The sequence below is a fragment of the Bacillus sp. CFBP9009 genome (assembly GCF_036541465.1).
Classification (GTDB): domain Bacteria; phylum Bacillota; class Bacilli; order Bacillales; family DSM-1321; genus Peribacillus.
The window spans coordinates 814,236-832,567 of sequence record NZ_JAZHFU010000001.1 but is presented as its reverse complement, the minus strand read 5'-3'; the positions used below and the strand labels follow the sequence as shown (position 1 = coordinate 832,567).

Genomic DNA, 18,332 nt, shown 5'->3' with positions numbered 1-18,332 from the left:
CCTATACTTTTTCTCTTTTATTTTTACCGAACAGACCCTGCGGCAAGAAAATCAAAATCAAGATAAGTACGACGAAAGCCACACCATCGCGCCATAATGAATAACCGGCAGCACTGACCAAAGCCTCGATCACTCCAAGCAGCAGACCGCCGACCATCGCGCCCGGAATGATGCCGATGCCGCCCAAGACTGCTGCAACAAATGCTTTAAGGCCAGGAAGGACACCCATCAACGGCTCGATTTTAATATAGTAGATTCCAAAAATGACACCAGCCGCCCCTGCAAGGGCCGAACCTATGGCGAACGTAGCTGAAATCGTATTATTCACATTGATTCCCATCAGCTTAGCCGCTTCGGAATCGAATGAAACGGCACGCATCGCTTTGCCGATTTTGGTTTTATGGACAACGAATTGTAGGATGATCATTAATATGATGGAAACAGATAAGATCAATATCGATTGACTGCTGATGGAAACTCCCAATATATCGAGTTTATCCATCGGAAGGACATTATTTGGATAGGCTTCCGGCTGGGCGCCCCGGATGTAAATCAGCCCGTTTTCTATCAGAAGGGAAACACCGATGGCCGTTATCAAGGCCGCAATCCGTGTTGCATTACGAAGGGGTTTATAAGCAATGCGTTCAATTAAAACGCCAAAGATGGCACATGAGACCATCGAAATCAATAAAGCTGGGATGAAGGATAAGTCCATTACGGTAATGGCGTAAAACCCTACAAATGAACCGACCATGAATACGTCGCCATGGGCGAAGTTTATGAGCTTGACGATTCCGTATACCATCGTATAACCAAGCGCGATCAAAGCATAAATGCTTCCGAGTGAAATGCCATTTACCAATTGCTGAATCAGTTCCATATTGCACTCTCCCCGTTAAGGTGTTTTTTAAGTGAATATAGAATAGGGGGGACTTGCCCCCTATCCACGTAAGGTATTATGGATTGATTTTTGTTTTGAATGTTTGTTTGCCATCCACATATTCCAAGATGGTCGCCGATTTGATCGGATCATGGTTTTCATCGAGGTTCAGCGTTCCGGAAACTAATTGAAGATCTTTGACATCTTCCAACGCTTGTCTGATTTTTTCGGGAGAAGCATCACCAGATCTCTTGATGGCATCAGCCAGGTAGTAGCCAGTGTCATAGCCAAGTGCGGCAAAGGCATCCGGTGTTTTATTGTATTCCTTTTTGAAGGCTGCAACGAAATCCTGGATTTTTGCATCTTCATCTTCCGGAGAATAGTGATTCGTGATATAGGTATTTTTCAAAGCCTCAGCTCCGGCAATTTCAACGACCTTCGGGGAATCCCAGCCGTCTCCGCCCATGAATGGAAGGTCTATGCCGTCTTCACGAGCCTGTTTTAAGATCAATCCGACTTCCTCATAATAACCAGGAAGGAAAACGAACTCCGGTTTTGCGGATTTGATACGTGTCAATGTAGAGCGGAAATCAGTATCTTTAGTTACATAAGCTTCTTCCGCCACGATTTTACCGCCCTTGGCAGTGAACGCTTCTTTAAAAGCTGCGGCCAATCCTTTGGAATAATCACTTGCGCTATCCACATAGATCGCAGCTGTCTTTGCCCCTATTTCGTCAGTTGCGAAATTGGCTGCCACCGTACCTTGGAATGGATCGATAAAGCAAGTCCTGAACACATAATCATTTAATTTTCCAGCTTTGTTGGTGATGTCGGGATTTGTTGCAGTTGGTGTGAGTAGAGGAACTTGATTATCTTGTGCGACCTGAACCTGTGCCAATGTATTAGTGCTTGTCGCAGATCCGACTACAGCCACAACCTTGTCCTGGCTGACCAGCTTGATCGAACCGCTTGTAGCTTCTGCTGCATCTGATTTATTATCTACCTTAACGATTTCCAGTTTTTTTCCGTCGATGCCCTCTTTATTAATCTCATCGATGGCCAGTTGCAAACCATCGGCAGCCGATTGGCCGAATGATGCCGTACCTCCGGACAATTCAAGGTTGGCCCCAATTTTGATTGTGTCACCCGAGTTTGATGAACCCCCGCCTGAACTGCTAGTTTTCGAGTCGCCGCCACTACAACCTGCCAGCGCCCCTGCAACCAATGAAAGTGATAGAAACACTCCTGCTAGCTTTTTCTTCTTCATTTGAAACCCCCTTGTTTTGTATGTTCTTTTAAACAAATAGAATATCTGAATAAAAATAATATTCTGAAAACAAGTTTATCTCATTCTTTCGACCCCGTCTATATGATATGGATAAAAAAGTTATTAAAAGGGAATATCTACTATTCGACACAAAAAAAACTGACCCTTTATAGAGTCAGTTAACTTCTTATCAATCGTTTACACGGCGAACTTCAATGTTTTTTAATATATCATTGATCACCCAGCTAGCTGCAATTAAGCCCGCCACGGATGGTACGAAAGCATTCGAAGATGGCGGCATTTGCGCTTTACGGATTTTTGCCTCATCATTGCCGACTTCTTTTCGGACATCCTCACGAATGACAATAGGGCTCTCATCGGAGAAGACAACCGGGATTCCCTTTGTTATGCCCTCTTTACGCAATCTAGTACGAATGACCTTTGCAAGCGGATCGGTATGCGTTTTGGAGATATCGGCAATTTGAAAACGCGTCGGGTCCATCTTATTAGCGGCCCCCATGCTTGAAATCACCTTGATATTCCGTTTCAGACATTCCTTCATCACATGCATTTTATAAATGACCGTATCTGATGCATCAATGACATAGTCCAGGCCATAACTGAAGAATTCCTCAAACGTCTCTTCTGTATAGAACATTTTAAGAGCGATCACTTCGCAGTCGGGATTGATGTCTTGAATGCGATTTTTCATCAATTCCGCTTTCGGTTGACCGACTGTTGATAATAGAGCATGGATCTGCCTGTTTACATTTGTGATGTCGACATCGTCTTTATCCACAAGAATAATACGGCCTACCCCCGTACGTGCCAATGCTTCGGCTGAAAATGAACCAACGCCTCCTACACCCAGGACAGCAACGGTCGTGTTTTTCAGAATATCGATTCCTTCCTTGCCAATTGCCAATTCATTTCGTGAAAACTGATGCAGCATATATATTTCAACTCCAATAAATTCTGTTCTTATTTAGCTTCCCAATTAACAATATATCATAAACATCATTTATGACAAGCGAAATATGAGCAGTCTAATCGGAATTAGTACACTAGGTCATTTTTGATAATTTTTGAATGACGGTTGCCAATAGGAGTGTCCTTTCCGTCAAGCTCGGAATTTCCAAATACTCCTCTTCACTATGTGCATTTCCACCAATGGGCCCGAGTCCATCCACTGTCGCGATTCCCAATTCAGAAGTGATGGAAGCATCCGAGCCTCCGCCCGTGGCCGTATCCGTGATTTCGATGCCGATTTCCTTCCCGGCCTGACGGATCGTCTCTAAAAGCAAGTTCGTTTTCTCATTATTTTCCATGGGAGACCGGTCCATTTTTCCGCTTAATGTCGTTTTCGTTCCGGGAATATAGGTTTCAGCACAGATTTTTTTCAGTTGCTTGAGGATGATGCCTTCCTGCCTTTTTTCCGAAATCCGAACATCCACAAAAGCAGCAGCATGGGAAGCGATCGTATTGACAGCGGAACCTCCTTCAATCATGCCGACATTAACGCTGATTCCTTTCTGTTGATCATTCAATCGGTGTAAGGCGATGATCTTATGGGCCAATTCTTCAATTGCACTTCGTCCTTTTTCCGGTTCGATCCCCGAATGGGCGGCCACTCCCATAATATCGACTTTAAACTGACCGCAGCCCCTTCTTGCCGTGACAAGCGAACCGTCCGTCCTTGCCGGTTCAAGAATTAACGCGAATTTCTTATTGGCCGCTTTTTCCGATATGAGTGAAGCGGACGACGGTGACCCGATCTCTTCATCACTATTAAGAATGATTTGGATATGCTTATAGCCTGTCTGCCCCGTCTGTTTCAAGCAATGGATCGCATAAAATAGCTCAACCAAACTAGACTTCATATCCGCCACACCAGGACCGTATGCCCGATTTCCTTTCACCTTAAAAGGACGTTTTTGCGCTGTCCCCTCCGGAAACACCGTATCCATATGGGCAACGATCAAAATATGCGGTTGATTCGCCTCACGATGCTGGATGACCAGCTGATTGCCATAATTCTGTTGCTCAACGGTATCCACAATAAAATCCAGACTTTCAAATTTCGCTTTTAAAATCGAACCAATTTCATCAATACCCTTTTTCGTATGAGAACCACTATCTATATTCACTAGCCGCTCCACTAATTGAAGCATTTCCATCCTCTTTGCATACAATAAATCTTTCAAAGCCCTCACTACTTTCTATCCTTGGCTGACTATTGCTCAACCTTACTATAATTTACGAATCTATATTGCGGAATGTTACTTAAATGGGAAGATTTGAAGTTTATTCGAGGTTTTTGGGTTTTTTTCGTTAGACTGGGTGTTTACTCGTAAGTTTGGGTCGTTTACTCGTGAGTTTGGGCTCTTTACTCGTGAGTTTGAGCTCTTTACTCGTGAGTTTGCGCCATTTACTCGTGAAATTGGCTCGTTTACTCGTGAGTTTGCGCCATTTACTCGTGAGTTTGCGCCGTTTCCTCGTGAATTAACCCATCAAGTCTATAAGCTCTATTTTTAAATTGCCCCGAATACGGCAATTCCAGTGCAGACAACATCCGCTGCATGATATCAATTGAATCTATTTGTGAAAAGAGCCGTGCTTGTTTATTCGTAATATTGGGTTTTATGAGGAGAGCAAAATCACGAAGAGTTTTAATGTGGGCATCTTTGGAGGCGTAAGAACAGTGACTGCAAGACCATTTGCCCCAGTGATATTGCATATGGAGAGCAGAGCATTCTGGACATTGAACGCTTTTGAGCAGATCTTGCTCATAGATTTGATACAATTCGAGGATATCAGGATTATTCGGAGTGTTTTTTTGCAGAATCGTGTTCGAAAGTCTATTGCTCTGCCTTTGGGTTAATTGCTTAGAAGAATACTTTTCATCGAGGGTATGAATTTTGGAGATCAGGGTTTCTTTCCCCGTGATTTTTTGAAAATGGGGGTAAAACCTGGGGTAGTCCGGATGATGGTATTCGAGTTTGCATTGGCAATGAGCGTTTCAATCGGCAGCGAGGGAAATTTGTGAAAAGTAAGCCAATCATTAAATCGGGATTTTTGCACGTCAACCTGGATCAGCGGATCTAGATAAGCTTGTTCCTGTCCATCTTTTGTCCGAATCAATTGGGGATAGGTGCGGTCAAAATAGAGCGTTCCCGCAAAGTTTTTTACTTCGATGATGATGCCGTAATTCCGGGTGATTATTAGGAAATCCATTTGAAAATAACGGCTCCCGTTGTAGCCTAACCTCAAATCATGAAATACTCGATATTCTTTCGGAAGATTTTTCAGTTCTTTTCCGATACTCCGCTCCCCGTTAAATCCTGTACGGATTTTCCGGTAATCGTTCCTTATTCTTTCCTGTTTTGGATGATTTGCTGATAGCCTCCTGCTTAATGCCTCCAGTTTGAGCATCTTCATAGGCCTTTCACACGGTTTTAGCATATATATATATCAACTCCTTCTCCTTTAGCTTCTTTGTTAATGCCCTTTTTTCCTGCTAGAATACTGAATCTGGTGTTTACCTTGAGTTTGCTCGGTTTAATTCATGAGATTTGTAGCTCAGTCGGAAGTTATCGTCATTTACTCGTGGGTTTTGACCATTTACTCGTGAGTTTCCGCTATTTACTCGTTAATTCGCACCATTTACTCGTGAATTTGCGCCATTTACTCGTGAATTCACACTATTTACTCGTGAATTTACGTTTTACTCGTGAGTTTGCACCTTTTACTCGTGAATTCGCGCTATTTACTCGTGAATTCTCGCCATTTACTCGTCAATTCACACTATTTACTCGTGAATTTACGTTTTACTCGTGAGTTTCCGACATTTACTCGTGAATTCTCGCCTTTTACTCGTGAATTCACACCATTTACTCGTGAATTTACGTTTTACTCGTGAGTTACCGACATTTACTCGTGAGTTTCCGCTATTTACTCGTGGGTTCGCGCTATTTACTCGTGAATTCTCACTATTTACTCGTGAATTTACGTTTTACTCGTGAATTCTCGCCATTTACTCGTGAATTTGCGCCATTTACTCGTGAATTCACACTATTTACTCGTGAATTTACGTTTTACTCGTGAGTTTGCACCTTTTACTCGTGAATTCACACTATTTACTCGTGAATTTACGTTTTACTCGTGAGTTTGCACGTTTTACTCGTGAATTCTCACCTTTTACTCGTGAGTTCTCACCATTTACTCGTGAGTTCGCGCTATTTACTCGTGAATTCTCGCCATTTACTCGTGCATTCTCGCCTTTTACTCGTGAATTTACGCCATTTACTCGTGAGTTTGCACCATTTACTCGTCAATTTCCGCCATTTACTCGTGCATTCTCGCCATTCTCCCGTAATTTCACTATTTTAACGCACAAAAAAACCCATGTTATTTAACATGAGTTGCTTTGTAAGGTGTAAGAGTCCCAATTGTGCCGTTTACGCCTTTGTTTTGAACCCGCTCTCCGCAGGTGGGTGCTCGGTTCCTCGCGTTTGTAAGTCCTCTTCGAGGGAGGCTTTTACGCGGCCAGGAAACTAGTGCTCCCGGTAACTATAAGTGTTCGGTCAAAACTTATAGGTTAAAGAACGAACACATCAGGACTCTTACTTATTGGAAATATCATATCATAATGCTTAACTCTGTTTCAAGAAAAAACACCTAGGTATTTTTTCATATTTTTCCCAAATGAATTATTTTTTAAGTGCTGCAAGTCTTAGGTTAAGTTCGGCCAATTGCTTGTCACTTACAGTACTCGGTGCGTCAACGAGCAGGTCGCTTGCGCTTGCAGTTTTCGGGAACGCGATGGTGTCGCGAAGGTTCGTGCGGCCTGCGAGCAGCATGACCATGCGATCCAGTCCAAGGGCGATTCCGCCGTGTGGAGGCGTTCCGTATTCGAATGCATCCATTAGGAAGCCGAACTGCGCGTTTGCTTCTTCTTCGGAAAATCCAAGTACTTTGAACATTTTTTCCTGTACGTCCCGTTCGAATATCCGCAGTGATCCACCGCCAAGTTCGTAGCCGTTCAGTACAAGGTCATATGCTTGGGCACGGACGCTTGCTGGGTCTGACTCCAATTTGTCCATGTCTTCACGGAATGGCATTGTGAATGGATGGTGTGCTGCATAGTAGCGTCCTTCTTCTTCGTCATATTCAAGTAATGGCCAGTCGGTCACCCATAGGAAGTTGAATTTGCTTTGATCGATCAAGCCTCTTTCTTTCCCAAGCTTGATGCGTAGTGCTCCAAGTGCATCAGCGACTATGCCTTTCTTATCCGCCACGAATAAGATTAAATCGCCCACTTCGGCTTCCAATACAGATACTAATTGCTCTTGATCTTCAGCGAAGAATTTGGCGATCGGCCCTTTTACGCCGTCTTCTTCAACTTTCAGCCATGCAAGGCCTTTTGCACCGTAAATCGCTGCAAATTCAGCCAATCCATCAATGTCTTTACGGGAATAATCCGCATTTCCGTCCTTAACGACGATCGCCTTAACTTGTCCGCCGTTTGCAACAGCACCTGTGAACACTTTGAAATCACTTTCTTTGACGATTTCGGAAACATCTTTAAGTTCCATTCCGAAGCGTGTATCCGGTTTGTCGGATCCGTAACGGCTCATCGCTTCATTGTAGGTCATTCTAGGGAATGGCAGTGTTACGTCCAGTCCTTTTACGTCTTTCATCACTTTGGCCATCATGTTTTCTGCTGTGCTGATGATATCTTCTTGGCTCATGAAGCTTGTTTCGATATCGATTTGCGTGAATTCAGGCTGTCTGTCAGCACGTAAGTCTTCATCACGGAAACAGCGGGCAATTTGATAATAACGTTCGAAACCTGATACCATCAATAGCTGCTTGAAGATTTGCGGTGACTGCGGAAGTGCATAAAACTCCCCTTCGTGCACACGGCTAGGCACTAAATAGTCACGTGCTCCTTCAGGTGTACTTTTTGTTAAGATAGGTGTTTCGATATCAAGGAAGCCTTCACCGTCCAAGTAATCACGGATCGCTTTTGTTGTTTGGTTACGCATTTTCAACGTTTCGAACATCGCCGGACGACGGAGGTCCAAATAACGATATTTCAAGCGGATGTCTTCTGATACATCCGTTCTTTCATCAATGATGAATGGAGGGGTCTTTGCTTCGTTTAAAATTGTAACGTTTTCGGCTTGAACTTCGACGGTCCCTGTTGTTACGTTCGGGTTGAAGTTGGCTTCATCACGTTTGATGACTGTCCCTTGGATATCAAGGACGTATTCATTACGGATTTTTTCGGCTGTAGCCAGCGCGTCTGCCGAAATGTCCGGATTGAAAACGACTTGGACGACTCCGCTTCTGTCACGTAGGTCGATAAAGATGACACCGCCCAAATCCCTGCGTTTTTGTACCCATCCTTTTAATGTTACTTTTTCACCAATAGCTGCTTCTGTCACTTCACCATTGAAGTATGTTCTGCCAAACATGGTATTTCCCCCTTAAGCCTGTAGCTTTTTGAATTGTTCAACGAATGTAGCAAGATCCATCTGGACTTGTTCACCGGTTTCCATGAACTTCACATTGATTTTATTATTTGCCAATTCATCATCCCCGAGTGTCGCCACATATCTTGCTTCGAGGCGGTCGGCTGATTTGAATTGTGCTTTCACTTTACGGTCTTGATAGTCTTTTTCGACGGTAAAACCGGCATTCCGCAATTGATGGGCAAGTTTGACGGTATAATCCTTGGCTGTTTCACCCAATGAAACAAGATAGCAGTCAATTCCCTTTTTGATCGGAAGCTCGATGTTTTCTGCTTGGAGGGCTGCAATCAGGCGTTCAATGCTAAGTGCAAAGCCGATTCCGGGTGTTTCCGGTCCGCCAAGTTCTTCAGCTAGCCCGTTATAACGGCCGCCTCCGCAAAGTGTAGTGATGGCGCCAAAGCCTTCTGCATCACTCATAATTTCAAATGCGGTATGATTATAGTAATCCAAGCCGCGCACTAGAGTCGGATCTTCGACGAAATCAATTTCCAAATCGGTTAAATGCTGTTTCACCTTTTCAAAATAAATACGGGATTCATCATTTAAATATTCAATGATGGATGGAGCCGTGTTCATCAATTCATGACCGTGATCCTTTTTGCAATCCAGGATACGCAAAGGATTCTTTTCGAGACGGTTTTGACAATCGCCGCAAAACTCGCCGATGCGGGGTTCGAAATGTTTGATTAACGCATTGCGATGCGCTGTCCGGCTTTCCTTATCACCAAGGCTGTTGATCACAAGTTTCAGCTTTTTCAAACCAAGTTCCTTGTACAGGTTCATCGCAAGTGACAGAACCTCTGCATCGATTCCTGGATCCTTACTTCCTAAAGCTTCGATGCCGAATTGAACGAACTGGCGGAATCGGCCTGCTTGCGGACGTTCGTATCGGAACATCGGTCCGATATAATAAAGCTTGACCGGTTGATTGGCCCACCCGAACATTTTGTTCTCGATATAAGACCGTACAACAGACGCGGTGCCTTCCGGACGAAGGGTTAAGTTCCTTTCACCGCGATCTTGAAATGAATACATCTCTTTTTGGACGATATCGGTTGTATCCCCTACACCACGTAAAAATAATTCCGTGTGCTCAAAAATCGGAGTGCGGATTTCTTTATATTGATAACGGTGACAGATCTCACGCGCCGTGTTTTCGATATACTGCCAAATTTCCGTTTGGCCAGGCAATAAATCCTGGGTACCTCTAGGAATCTGAATAGACATTTGTGTTTCCTCCTTTAAAGCAAGGCGCCCTTTCTGATACGGCGCTATACTGATTTTTTCCAAACAAAAAACTCCCGCCCCTTGTAACTTATATGTTACAAGGGACGAGAGTTTGGATATCCCGTGGTGCCACCCTAGTTGAAGCACAAAAAAAGTGCCCCCGCTCAAAAACAGTTAACGCCTGTTTTACGTTCATCTCCTATTAAGTGAATCCGTTCGGAGTGAAGCCTACGGAGGGTTCTTTCATTAAGTCATCATGTGGAATGCTTTCAGCCTCGGCATTTCCTCTCTTTTCATGTGTTTCTTAATTACTCTTCTCCATCATTGGTTATTGCAGTAATAAGTCTGATATTTTATAATCATACGGACGTTAACATCAAATGTCAAGGCAGACTGAGGATTTTGTCGCATTTTATTGGTTCAAACGTTTTTTCAGATTTTTGATTGTCCGGACATTGACTCCGAATTCAGATGCCATCTCAACAAGGTTTGCGCTTTGTTCCTTTTGGATGAAATCGTGAAAATCGACACCCAATACTTGATTCCCTCCGCTTAAGCTCGTTTGATCTTTTTCGCTGAATTTCATGTGGTTTCCCTCCTAGAGTTATATAAGCTCTATTCTTTCCTAAAAAAAATGTTTTTTGCACAGGGAAAGAGGGAAATTTTCATTGAACGAGAATACATACATATAGACATAAAAGGGAGAGACAACTTATGAAGAAGAAATCAGGTTTATTCGGCCTGGCACTTATGCTGATATTCTCAGTGATTTTCCCCGTCAATCACGCTTTTGGAAAAGATGAAGGGGAAAATATCGTGACGACCCAAGTGGTCAATGTCCGTGAAGGTGCAGGTCTCAGTTTCCCTATCGTAAAAAAACTGGCAAAAGGGGAATCGTATCCCATCCTGAATGAAGATGGCGACTGGATCGAAATCCGGATTGGCGCCGGCAAAACGGGTTGGGTTGCCAATTGGCTAGTGGAGAGACAAACGGGGTCTGATACCGATCAGGTCAAAAAGGAATCCGGACAAGGTGTGATATCAGGCAGCTCGGTCCGCGTCCGTACAGGTCCAGGCACTACATTTCAAACGGTTGGGTCCTTGAGTAAAGGTACAGCTGTTGACATCATTGAAAAAAATGAAAATTGGATAAAAATCAAAACGGCGGATATCGAAGGGTGGGTCTCTTCTGACTACCTTAATCTCCCCGCCGCATCAGGAAATGCAGCGAAGAAAGATTCAACTAAGGAAAAAGAAACGAATCAATCCGTAAAAACCGGAGTAACTTTGGTGGACCGGCTCAATGTCCGTTCGGAACCATCGACAAGCAGTGCTTCGCTAGGAAAGCTGAATAAAAATACGGCAGTGACCGTTTACAGGGTTGAAAATGAATGGGCTGAAATAGATTTCCAAGGAGTCCGCGGTTGGGTAGCTGAAACTTACATACAGGTAAGCGAAGGTAAAGAAGACATGAAAAATGATCCGGCAGGCGCCACTGCAAGGGTGACCGCTGCGGGTTTAAATGTCAGGAAAGAAGCCTCTCTCTCAAGCAAGGTCATCGGTTCGGTGAACAAGGATGAGACGTACGCCGTGCTGCAAACAAAGGGAAATATGACACAGATCAAGCTCTCCGGTTCGAAAAAGGGCTGGGTCGTGAGTTGGTATTTGGAAAAAGAGAATGTTGAACAAACGGTGAAGGAAAAAAAGGTTGATGTAAAAGGAAACAAGATTACCATCATTCATGATGGTACGATCCTTAGAAGCGAGCCTGATGGCAACTCGAAGATTGTCGAGCAGGCCAATGCAGGTGAAACGTTCTCCGCATCAGGTATGGAAGGCGACTGGTATTCCATTAAACTGAAGAGCGGAAAAACGGCTTATGTGGCCGGATGGATCGTGACGATCGAAGGGAATTCCGAGCAGATCCAACGACCTAGCGTTGAAAAGTACTTAAAGGATAAAACCATTGTGATCGATCCCGGCCATGGCGGCAGGGATAGCGGTACAATAGGCGTCGGTGGAACACTTGAGAAAAACCTGACGATTCGTACGGCAGAGCTGCTGCGGGACAAACTTCAGGCGGCAGGAGCTAAAGTGATCCTGACCAGAAGCGGAAATACCTATGTTCCACTCCCTTCCCGGGTCAGCACTTCTCATATACATAACGCGGATGCTTTCATCAGCCTTCATTATGATAGCACCAAGGACCAGATCACCAGCGGGATAACCACATACTACTATCATGACTACCAGCGTGCATTGGCGGCTACTCTGGCCAATTCACTCGGTTCAACCATGCAGGTGCCCAATCGCGGATCACGTTACGGGAATTTTCATGTTACCCGCGAAAATAAACGGGTAGCTACACTTATTGAACTAGGTTATTTAAGCAATCCAGTGGAAGAATTGACGTTAACATCGAATGAGTATCAAGAAAAAATCACATCTGCCATCTATAATGGATTGGCGCGGTATTTTAAATAAGAATTAGAAAAGCCAGCTTCGCATCGAAGCTGGCTTTTCTACAAAAAAACCTGCCGCAGCAGGTTATTTTTTGCTTTCAAGTATTAGTGTAACGGGACCGTCATTAGTAAGCTGAACATCCATCATGGCACCAAATTGACCGGTTTCCGTATGGACGCCTTTCTTACGGAGTTCTTCGTTAAATGCTTCATATATTTCATTCGCCTCTTCAGGACGGGCGGCGTCCATGAAGTTCGGTCGACGGCCTTTGCGGCTATCGCCGTATAAGGTGAATTGTGAAACTGATAAAATCGAACCTCCCACATCCAAGAGTGAATGGTTCATCTTTTCATATTCATCTTCAAATATTCTGAGATTTACAATCTTATCGGCCAAATAGGCGGCGTCATCGATGGTATCCCCATGGGTGACACCAACCAACAGGACGAGCCCGCTGTCGATTTGCCCGATGATTTGGTCTGCGACAACGACTTTTGCCGCTTTGGAACGTTGTAAAACAACACGCATGGCAATAAAAACTCCTTAGTTCATGATCCTTCTAACGGAATAAACATCTGAAATTTGTTTGATACGGTCGACGACCTTTTGTAAATGGGCAATGTTATGGATATAGATCGACATGTGAATGGTCGCCACCTTATTCCTGTCGGATTTACCTGAGACCGCCGAAATGTTGGTCTTGGTTTCATTGACGGCTTGCAGCACTTCGTTTAATAAGCCGCGACGGTCATAGCCGCTGATTTCAATTTCAACGATGTATTCCTTGCGTTCATTAATCGTACTTTCCCATTCAACCGGTACAAGGCGATGGTCGGCATCCCCGCTATCCAAGTTCGGGCAGTCCTGTCTGTGAACTGAAACTCCACGGCCTTTGGTTATATAACCAACGATTTCGTCCCCTGGAACTGGGTTGCAACAGCGCGATAAACGGATAAGCAGGTTATCAATCCCCGGTACCTGTACACCTGAGTCACGTTTTTTCGATGTATTGGAGAAGGTTTTCAGGTCGGCAACCGCTTCAGAAATATCCGCTTCTTGCTCGACCATTTTCTGCTTACGCCATTTTTCGGTAAGGCGGTTAGCTACCTGAAGGGCAGTGATTCCATTATATCCGACTGCTGCATACATATCTTCTTCATTCAGGAAGTTGAATTTATCTGCAACACGCCTGATATTATCGGCCGTCAGGATTTCCTTCAGGTCGAACTCCATATCCTTGATTTCCTTTTCAACAAGCTCTTTGCCTTTTTCGATATTTTCTTCCCGGCGCTGCTTCTTGAAAAATTGGCGGATCTTGTTTTTCGCCTGAGATGTTTGCGTTAGTTTAAGCCAATCTTGACTTGGACCATATGAATGCTTAGAAGTTAAGATTTCTATGATGTCGCCAGTTTTCAGTTTATAATCCAGCGGCACCATTTTCCCATTCACTTTGGCACCAATCGTTTTGTTTCCGATTTCCGAGTGAATCCGGTAAGCGAAATCTATCGGGTTGGATCCTGATGGCAGTTCGATGACATCGCCTTTTGGTGTAAAAATGAATACCATATCAGAAAAAAGATCTATTTTAAGGGATTCCATGAATTCTTCTGCATTAGTCGCATCATCCTGGAATTCAAGGATTTCCCGGAACCATGTCAATTTTTCTTCCAGTGAAGGCTGTTCGCCGACATCTTTTCCTTCTTTATAAGCCCAATGCGCGGCAACCCCGAACTCGGCAATGCGATGCATATCGGAAGTACGGATCTGCACTTCAAGCGGGTCGCCTTTCGGTCCGATCACCGTCGTATGGAGCGATTGATACATATTCGGCTTGGGCATCGCAATATAATCTTTGAATCGGCCTGGCATCGGTTTCCAGCATGTATGGATGATCCCTAAAACGGCATAGCAATCCTTTATGCTATTGACGACGATACGAACGGCAAGCAAATCATAAATTTCGCTGAACTGCTTATTCTGCAAAGCCATTTTACGATAAATGCTGTATATATGTTTCGGTCTGCCGGAAAGGTCAGCCTTAATATTGACTTCCTCAACGTTTTTACGCACTTCATCAATGACTTCTTCCAGATACTTTTCACGTTCTGCACGCTTTTTCTTCATCAGGTTGACGATTCGGTAATACTGCTGAGGATTCAAATACCTTAGTGCAGTATCTTCAAGTTCCCATTTAATTGTACTGATACCAAGACGATGAGCAAGCGGTGCGAAAATTTCCAACGTCTCGTTCGATATCCTTCTCTGCTTTTCCTGCGGCAGATGCTTCAATGTCCGCATATTATGAAGTCTGTCCGCAAGCTTGATCAAGATGACCCGTATATCCTGGGCCATCGCCACAAACATTTTCCGATGGTTTTCCGCCTGTTGCTCCTGCTGTGATTTATACTTGATTTTCCCTAACTTTGTGACGCCATCCACAAGCATGGCGACTTCAGGACTGAAATTTTCTTCAATATCCTTCAGAGTGATCTCCGTGTCTTCAACAACATCATGTAAAAAACCTGCCGCAATGGTTGCAGGGTCCATTTCAAGTTCAGCCAGAATGCCCGCCACTTGAATCGGATGAATAATATACGGCTCTCCCGATTTACGGAATTGTTCTCGGTGAGCATACTCTGCATATTTAAACGCTCTATGAATAAATTCAGCTTCTTCCGGCTGAAGATATAAGCTGGCCCGTTCTACAACCTGCTCGGCAGTCAATATTTGATCATTAGCCATTTAATCACCTTAACCCCACTTTAACTGCCACCGGATATGATCCGGATTGAGTATGATTGGTAGCACTTCCCTTTATTCTGCAAAACGTGACAATTTTTGCGAAAAAAAATAAATCCGCTTAAACGGATAAAAGTGCAAATAAACTTATTAGCAGAAAAACTCTTTATTATTACTATTATCGAAAAAAAAGGCAAGGATGTAAAGAGTTAAACGAGTATTTTATAAAGAATACTACATTTTTTCACTGGAAATTCGACAAAATCCCAGAAAAAACAGGTAAAAACAGAAAGAGCACCCTGGTCAGAGTGCTCTTCTTTATTAAAAGCTCATTAATGTCAAGACATCATAGCCGTCTAATTTATCTTTACCATCCAAGTCAGTCAATTCAATAAGGAATGCAATCCCGGCTACAATTCCGCCAAGCTGTTCAACCAATTTGATCGTCGCTTCGATTGTTCCCCCGGTAGCAAGTAAATCGTCCGTAATCAGTACACGCTGTCCCGGTTTAATGGCATCTTTATGGATTGTCAATACATCCTTGCCATATTCTAATCCATATTCGACTTTTATCGTTTCACGTGGAAGTTTTCCTTCTTTTCTCACTGGCGCAAAGCCCACTTCCAATGAGTATGCGACTGGACATCCGATAATGAATCCGCGCGCTTCCGGCCCGACCACCAAGTCGATATTCTTATCGCGAGCGTACTCGACGATTTGGTCTGTTGCGTATTTATAAGCTGCACCGTTATCCATTAATGTTGTAATATCTTTGAAGACAATACCCGATTTTGGCCAGTCTTGCACAATTGTTACATATTGCTTTAAATCCATTGCTTTGTTTCCTCCTCAAGGTCTGTTGCCTCATGAACTAAATAATGATTGAACCAATCGAATAATTGCTGATAGGAAGAATAAACAAGCTCTTGTTCAAGCTCAAATTGCTCTTTCTTTCTTGTATACGATTCAGATTCACTGAGATCGCGTTTTTTCGCATTGGTTGTGAGCATAATTAACCCATTCTCTATTGTAACAAAATCAAGCTCAAAAAACACCTTAGAAATGAAATCCACCGTATCTCTTGACCAGCCGCGATACTTGGCTAGGTCATCACCATATCTTTTCACATCGAGCGGCCCCTTTTTGGCAAGGAAGGCATAAAACCATTTAAAATGATCTCTTGTTGGCATCGTACTTAGGAAATGGTCCTGTTCATGGGAAAAGTGAGCGTAGATACGCGAAGGGTGTTTATCGGCAATCACTCGTTTCAAATATTCCCTTGACGGCGGCATGTCCATAAATACCAAATGACCTTCGAAGCAGTCGAGCTGCTCTGCATTCAGTTGATTCTTGATAATAACGAGATCCGGATGATTTTGTAAAAATGGATATCTGCTATAAATATCTTCCGAGAAAATGACGATCTTCCGGTTTTGTGCAGGAATGTCGGCAAGCCACTTCTCTGCCTGTCCCTTGCCGCGGTAGTCGAATAACTGCCAATGGTTTACCGAGACATCCTGGACAAAGATCTGGGGCTTTTTCATATTATTCCACTCATTGATGGAAAGCTCACCAATAACCGAGACCTCAGCGTGCGGAGCTATTTCATCGACAAAATGACCAAGACCGAAGCCCACACCGTCAAGTTTGTGATTTTCACCATCTTCCAGCTGGACCTTCAAGTGATTTTGGTTGGCACCTATTTTGCGGACACTTGAAAGCTGTACGGAATCTATCAATATCTTCGGCTTGGGATTCGTTACCCCAAATGGCGCCAGCAAGCTCATTTCCTGAATCGTTTGAATGGAAACTTCAGCTAAAGTCGTAGCCCCGTCCAAGTTTGTAATCGGTGTAAAGTCCTCTTCGTTCAGTTGTTCCTTCGCAATCAAATTCATACGGTCCCTGAGCTCCTGGACATCTTCAATTTTCAATGTCATTCCAGCAGCCATCGGATGTCCACCGAAATGAGGCAGCAGTTCACGGCAGGCGGAAAGACTTTGAAAAAGATCGAAACCCGCGATGCTCCGAGCAGAACCTTTCGCGTATCCCTTTTCCCGGTCATAGCTCAATACAATCGTGGGCCGGTAAAAGCGTTCAACAAGTTTTGAGGCCACAATCCCCACGACTCCTGCGTTCCAGCCTTCCCTTCCGATGATGAGCACGCCATTGGACTCCGGCGGGAAGTTTTCCTCTACCTCAGCAATCGCTTCCGCCGCCATTGCTGCAACCATTTCCTGCCGCTCTTTATTGATATCATTGATTTCATTCGCAAGTTCCACGGCTTCTTCCAGGCTTGCGGACATTAATAAATCGACAGCGGGATCGGCATCTCCAAGGCGCCCGACAGCATTGATCCTCGGTGCCATCGCAAAGCCGATTGATTCTTCATTCAATGCTTCCTGCTGAACATTCGCCACTTTCATTAACGCAACAAGTCCCGGGCGGCGAGTCAAACGTAACTGCTCGATGCCTTTCGCAGCAATGAGGCGGTTTTCCCCTTGCAAAGGCATTAAATCCGCTATCGTGCCGATTGCCGCTATTTCAAGCAGATCCTCAGGCAATTCCCCAAGCAAGGCGTGTGCAAGCTTAAATGCGACCCCTACTCCGGCAAGGTCTTTAAATGGATAGGAACTGTCATCAAGTTTAGGATGGATGATTGCCAATGCCTCAGGCAGTTCCGGCCCCGGTTCGTGGTGGTCGGTCAATATATAATCCATGCCAAGCTCGCCGGCAAGTTTCGCTTCATCGATTGCAGAAATTCCGGTATCGACGGTTATTAATACCTTCACCCCTTGCTCAGCTGCAAGGCGGAACGCCATCGGATTCGGACCATATCCCTCTGTAAACCGATTCGGGATATAAAAATCAACATTGGCCCCCAATTTCATCAGCGCCGTCATCATCACTGTGGTCGATGTCACGCCATCCGCATCATAATCACCGAAGATACGTATTTTTTCCCCATTTTGAATGGCTTCTCTTATTCTATATACTGCTTTATCCATATCCTTCAATAAAAATGGATCATGAAAAGTTTGATTTTTTACAAATAAAAACGATCGGGCACTTTCAATTGTATCCAGGCCTCGATTCACAAGCAGGGCTGCAACCAAAGGTGTGATATGAAGCTCTTCAGCTAGTACAGCAACTTTGTTTTCATCGGCAGATTGCAAGTTCCACCGTGTTTTTGGCTTTAACATTTATTCACCCCTCAACCTAC

Annotated in this window: 17 protein-coding genes, 1 other RNA gene and 1 other annotated feature; of the genes, 5 read left to right on the top strand and 13 right to left on the bottom strand. The window is 44.1% G+C overall.

Annotated elements, in window-relative coordinates; all coding sequences use genetic code 11:
- Position 1 precedes the first annotated feature (1 nt).
- The 4 genes from V3595_RS04270 to V3595_RS04255 form a co-directional block, all read right to left on the bottom strand.
- Entirely contained in the window at positions 2 to 880 is an 879-nt protein-coding gene (locus V3595_RS04270) for a branched-chain amino acid ABC transporter permease (RefSeq protein ID WP_101222754.1), read from the bottom strand.
- Between the two features lie 76 nt (positions 881 to 956).
- Positions 957 to 2,147: an ABC transporter substrate-binding protein gene (locus V3595_RS04265; RefSeq protein ID WP_137020398.1), complete on the bottom strand. Its 1,191-nt coding sequence runs from the start codon at positions 2,145 to 2,147 to the stop codon at positions 957 to 959.
- Between the two features lie 190 nt (positions 2,148 to 2,337).
- Entirely contained in the window at positions 2,338 to 3,099 is a 762-nt protein-coding gene (locus V3595_RS04260; RefSeq protein ID WP_241593321.1) for a tRNA threonylcarbamoyladenosine dehydratase, read from the bottom strand.
- 112 nt (positions 3,100 to 3,211) lie between these two features.
- Positions 3,212 to 4,351, bottom strand: a complete 1,140-nt coding sequence (locus V3595_RS04255; protein ID WP_485905515.1) for a M20 family metallopeptidase — start codon at positions 4,349 to 4,351, stop codon at positions 3,212 to 3,214.
- Positions 4,352 to 4,487: 136 nt separating this feature from the next.
- On the opposite strand from V3595_RS04255, the gene V3595_RS04250 reads away from it, so the two are divergent.
- Positions 4,488 to 4,682: a hypothetical protein gene (locus tag V3595_RS04250; protein ID WP_485905514.1), complete on the top strand. Its 195-nt coding sequence runs from the start codon at positions 4,488 to 4,490 to the stop codon at positions 4,680 to 4,682.
- Positions 4,683 to 5,072: 390 nt separating this feature from the next.
- Here V3595_RS04250 and V3595_RS04245 read toward each other — a convergent pair whose 3' ends face one another.
- Positions 5,073 to 5,609 (bottom strand): nuclease-related domain-containing protein, encoded by a 537-nt coding sequence (locus V3595_RS04245; protein WP_485905513.1) that lies wholly within the window; start codon positions 5,607 to 5,609, stop codon positions 5,073 to 5,075.
- 81 nt (positions 5,610 to 5,690) lie between these two features.
- Between V3595_RS04245 and V3595_RS04240 the strand changes: the two genes are divergently transcribed.
- The 3 genes from V3595_RS04240 (at position 5,691) to V3595_RS04230 (ending at position 6,562) form a co-directional block, all read left to right on the top strand.
- Positions 5,691 to 5,984: a hypothetical protein gene (locus V3595_RS04240; RefSeq protein WP_485905512.1), complete on the top strand. Its 294-nt coding sequence runs from the start codon at positions 5,691 to 5,693 to the stop codon at positions 5,982 to 5,984.
- Between the two features lie 78 nt (positions 5,985 to 6,062).
- Positions 6,063 to 6,251 (top strand): hypothetical protein, encoded by a 189-nt coding sequence (locus V3595_RS04235; protein ID WP_485905511.1) that lies wholly within the window; start codon positions 6,063 to 6,065, stop codon positions 6,249 to 6,251.
- Positions 6,248 to 6,562, top strand: coding sequence for a hypothetical protein (locus V3595_RS04230; protein ID WP_485905510.1), 315 nt, complete (start codon positions 6,248 to 6,250; stop codon positions 6,560 to 6,562). Before V3595_RS04235 ends, V3595_RS04230 begins: the two co-directional genes overlap by 4 nt.
- Before the next feature lie 22 nt (positions 6,563 to 6,584).
- Here the strand turns inward: V3595_RS04230 and ssrS are convergent.
- From ssrS to V3595_RS04210, 4 genes are all read right to left on the bottom strand, one after another.
- Positions 6,585 to 6,770: non-coding RNA, 6S RNA (ssrS, locus tag V3595_RS04225), on the bottom strand.
- An 86-nt stretch (positions 6,771 to 6,856) separates the two neighbouring features.
- Entirely contained in the window at positions 6,857 to 8,626 is a 1,770-nt protein-coding gene (aspS, locus tag V3595_RS04220) for an aspartate--tRNA ligase (protein ID WP_485905509.1), read from the bottom strand.
- A 12-nt stretch (positions 8,627 to 8,638) separates the two neighbouring features.
- Positions 8,639 to 9,910 carry a histidine--tRNA ligase gene (gene hisS, locus V3595_RS04215; protein WP_485905508.1) on the bottom strand — a complete coding sequence of 424 codons (1,272 nt, stop codon included), beginning with the start codon at positions 9,908 to 9,910 and terminating at the stop codon, positions 8,639 to 8,641.
- Between the two features lie 97 nt (positions 9,911 to 10,007).
- Positions 10,008 to 10,244, bottom strand: a binding site (T-box leader).
- Positions 10,245 to 10,322: 78 nt separating this feature from the next.
- Positions 10,323 to 10,496, bottom strand: coding sequence for a hypothetical protein (locus V3595_RS04210; RefSeq protein WP_239858543.1), 174 nt, complete (start codon positions 10,494 to 10,496; stop codon positions 10,323 to 10,325).
- Between the two features lie 128 nt (positions 10,497 to 10,624).
- On the opposite strand from V3595_RS04210, the gene V3595_RS04205 reads away from it, so the two are divergent.
- Positions 10,625 to 12,394 carry an N-acetylmuramoyl-L-alanine amidase family protein gene (locus V3595_RS04205; protein ID WP_485905507.1) on the top strand — a complete coding sequence of 590 codons (1,770 nt, stop codon included), beginning with the start codon at positions 10,625 to 10,627 and terminating at the stop codon, positions 12,392 to 12,394.
- Between the two features lie 63 nt (positions 12,395 to 12,457).
- On the opposite strand, the gene dtd is transcribed toward V3595_RS04205, so the two are convergent.
- The 4 genes from dtd to recJ all read right to left on the bottom strand — a co-directional run bounded on the left by dtd (position 12,458) and on the right by recJ (position 18,312).
- Entirely contained in the window at positions 12,458 to 12,901 is a 444-nt protein-coding gene (dtd, locus tag V3595_RS04200) for a D-aminoacyl-tRNA deacylase (RefSeq protein ID WP_485905506.1), read from the bottom strand.
- Positions 12,902 to 12,916: 15 nt separating this feature from the next.
- On the bottom strand, positions 12,917 to 15,115 hold the full coding sequence (locus tag V3595_RS04195; RefSeq protein ID WP_485905505.1) for a RelA/SpoT family protein: 2,199 nt from the start codon (positions 15,113 to 15,115) through the stop codon (positions 12,917 to 12,919).
- A gap of 318 nt (positions 15,116 to 15,433) precedes the next feature.
- Positions 15,434 to 15,946, bottom strand: coding sequence for an adenine phosphoribosyltransferase (locus tag V3595_RS04190; protein ID WP_318565158.1), 513 nt, complete (start codon positions 15,944 to 15,946; stop codon positions 15,434 to 15,436).
- Complete coding sequence (gene recJ / locus V3595_RS04185; protein WP_485905504.1) at positions 15,937 to 18,312, bottom strand: single-stranded-DNA-specific exonuclease RecJ; 2,376 nt, start codon at positions 18,310 to 18,312, stop codon at positions 15,937 to 15,939. Before recJ ends, V3595_RS04190 begins: the two co-directional genes overlap by 10 nt.
- Positions 18,313 to 18,332 lie beyond the last annotated feature (20 nt).

Excerpts from the sequence above, each read along its gene's own strand:
- V3595_RS04270 (WP_101222754.1), bottom strand. The coding sequence starts at position 880 with ATGGAACTGATTCAGCAATTGGTAAATGGCATTTCACTCGGAAGCATT.
- V3595_RS04265 (WP_137020398.1), bottom strand. The coding sequence starts at position 2,147 with ATGAAGAAGAAAAAGCTAGCAGGAGTGTTTCTATCACTTTCATTGGTT.
- V3595_RS04260 (WP_241593321.1), bottom strand. The coding sequence starts at position 3,099 with ATGCTGCATCAGTTTTCACGAAATGAATTGGCAATTGGCAAGGAAGGA.
- V3595_RS04245 (WP_485905513.1), bottom strand. The coding sequence starts at position 5,609 with ATGCTAAAACCGTGTGAAAGGCCTATGAAGATGCTCAAACTGGAGGCA.
- aspS (WP_485905509.1), bottom strand. The coding sequence starts at position 8,626 with ATGTTTGGCAGAACATACTTCAATGGTGAAGTGACAGAAGCAGCTATT.
- hisS (WP_485905508.1), bottom strand. The coding sequence starts at position 9,910 with ATGTCTATTCAGATTCCTAGAGGTACCCAGGATTTATTGCCTGGCCAA.
- V3595_RS04210 (WP_239858543.1), bottom strand. The coding sequence starts at position 10,496 with ATGAAATTCAGCGAAAAAGATCAAACGAGCTTAAGCGGAGGGAATCAA.
- V3595_RS04205 (WP_485905507.1), top strand. The coding sequence starts at position 10,625 with ATGAAGAAGAAATCAGGTTTATTCGGCCTGGCACTTATGCTGATATTC.
- dtd (WP_485905506.1), bottom strand. The coding sequence starts at position 12,901 with ATGCGTGTTGTTTTACAACGTTCCAAAGCGGCAAAAGTCGTTGTCGCA.
- V3595_RS04195 (WP_485905505.1), bottom strand. The coding sequence starts at position 15,115 with ATGGCTAATGATCAAATATTGACTGCCGAGCAGGTTGTAGAACGGGCC.
- V3595_RS04190 (WP_318565158.1), bottom strand. The coding sequence starts at position 15,946 with ATGGATTTAAAGCAATATGTAACAATTGTGCAAGACTGGCCAAAATCG.
- recJ (WP_485905504.1), bottom strand. The coding sequence starts at position 18,312 with ATGTTAAAGCCAAAAACACGGTGGAACTTGCAATCTGCCGATGAAAAC.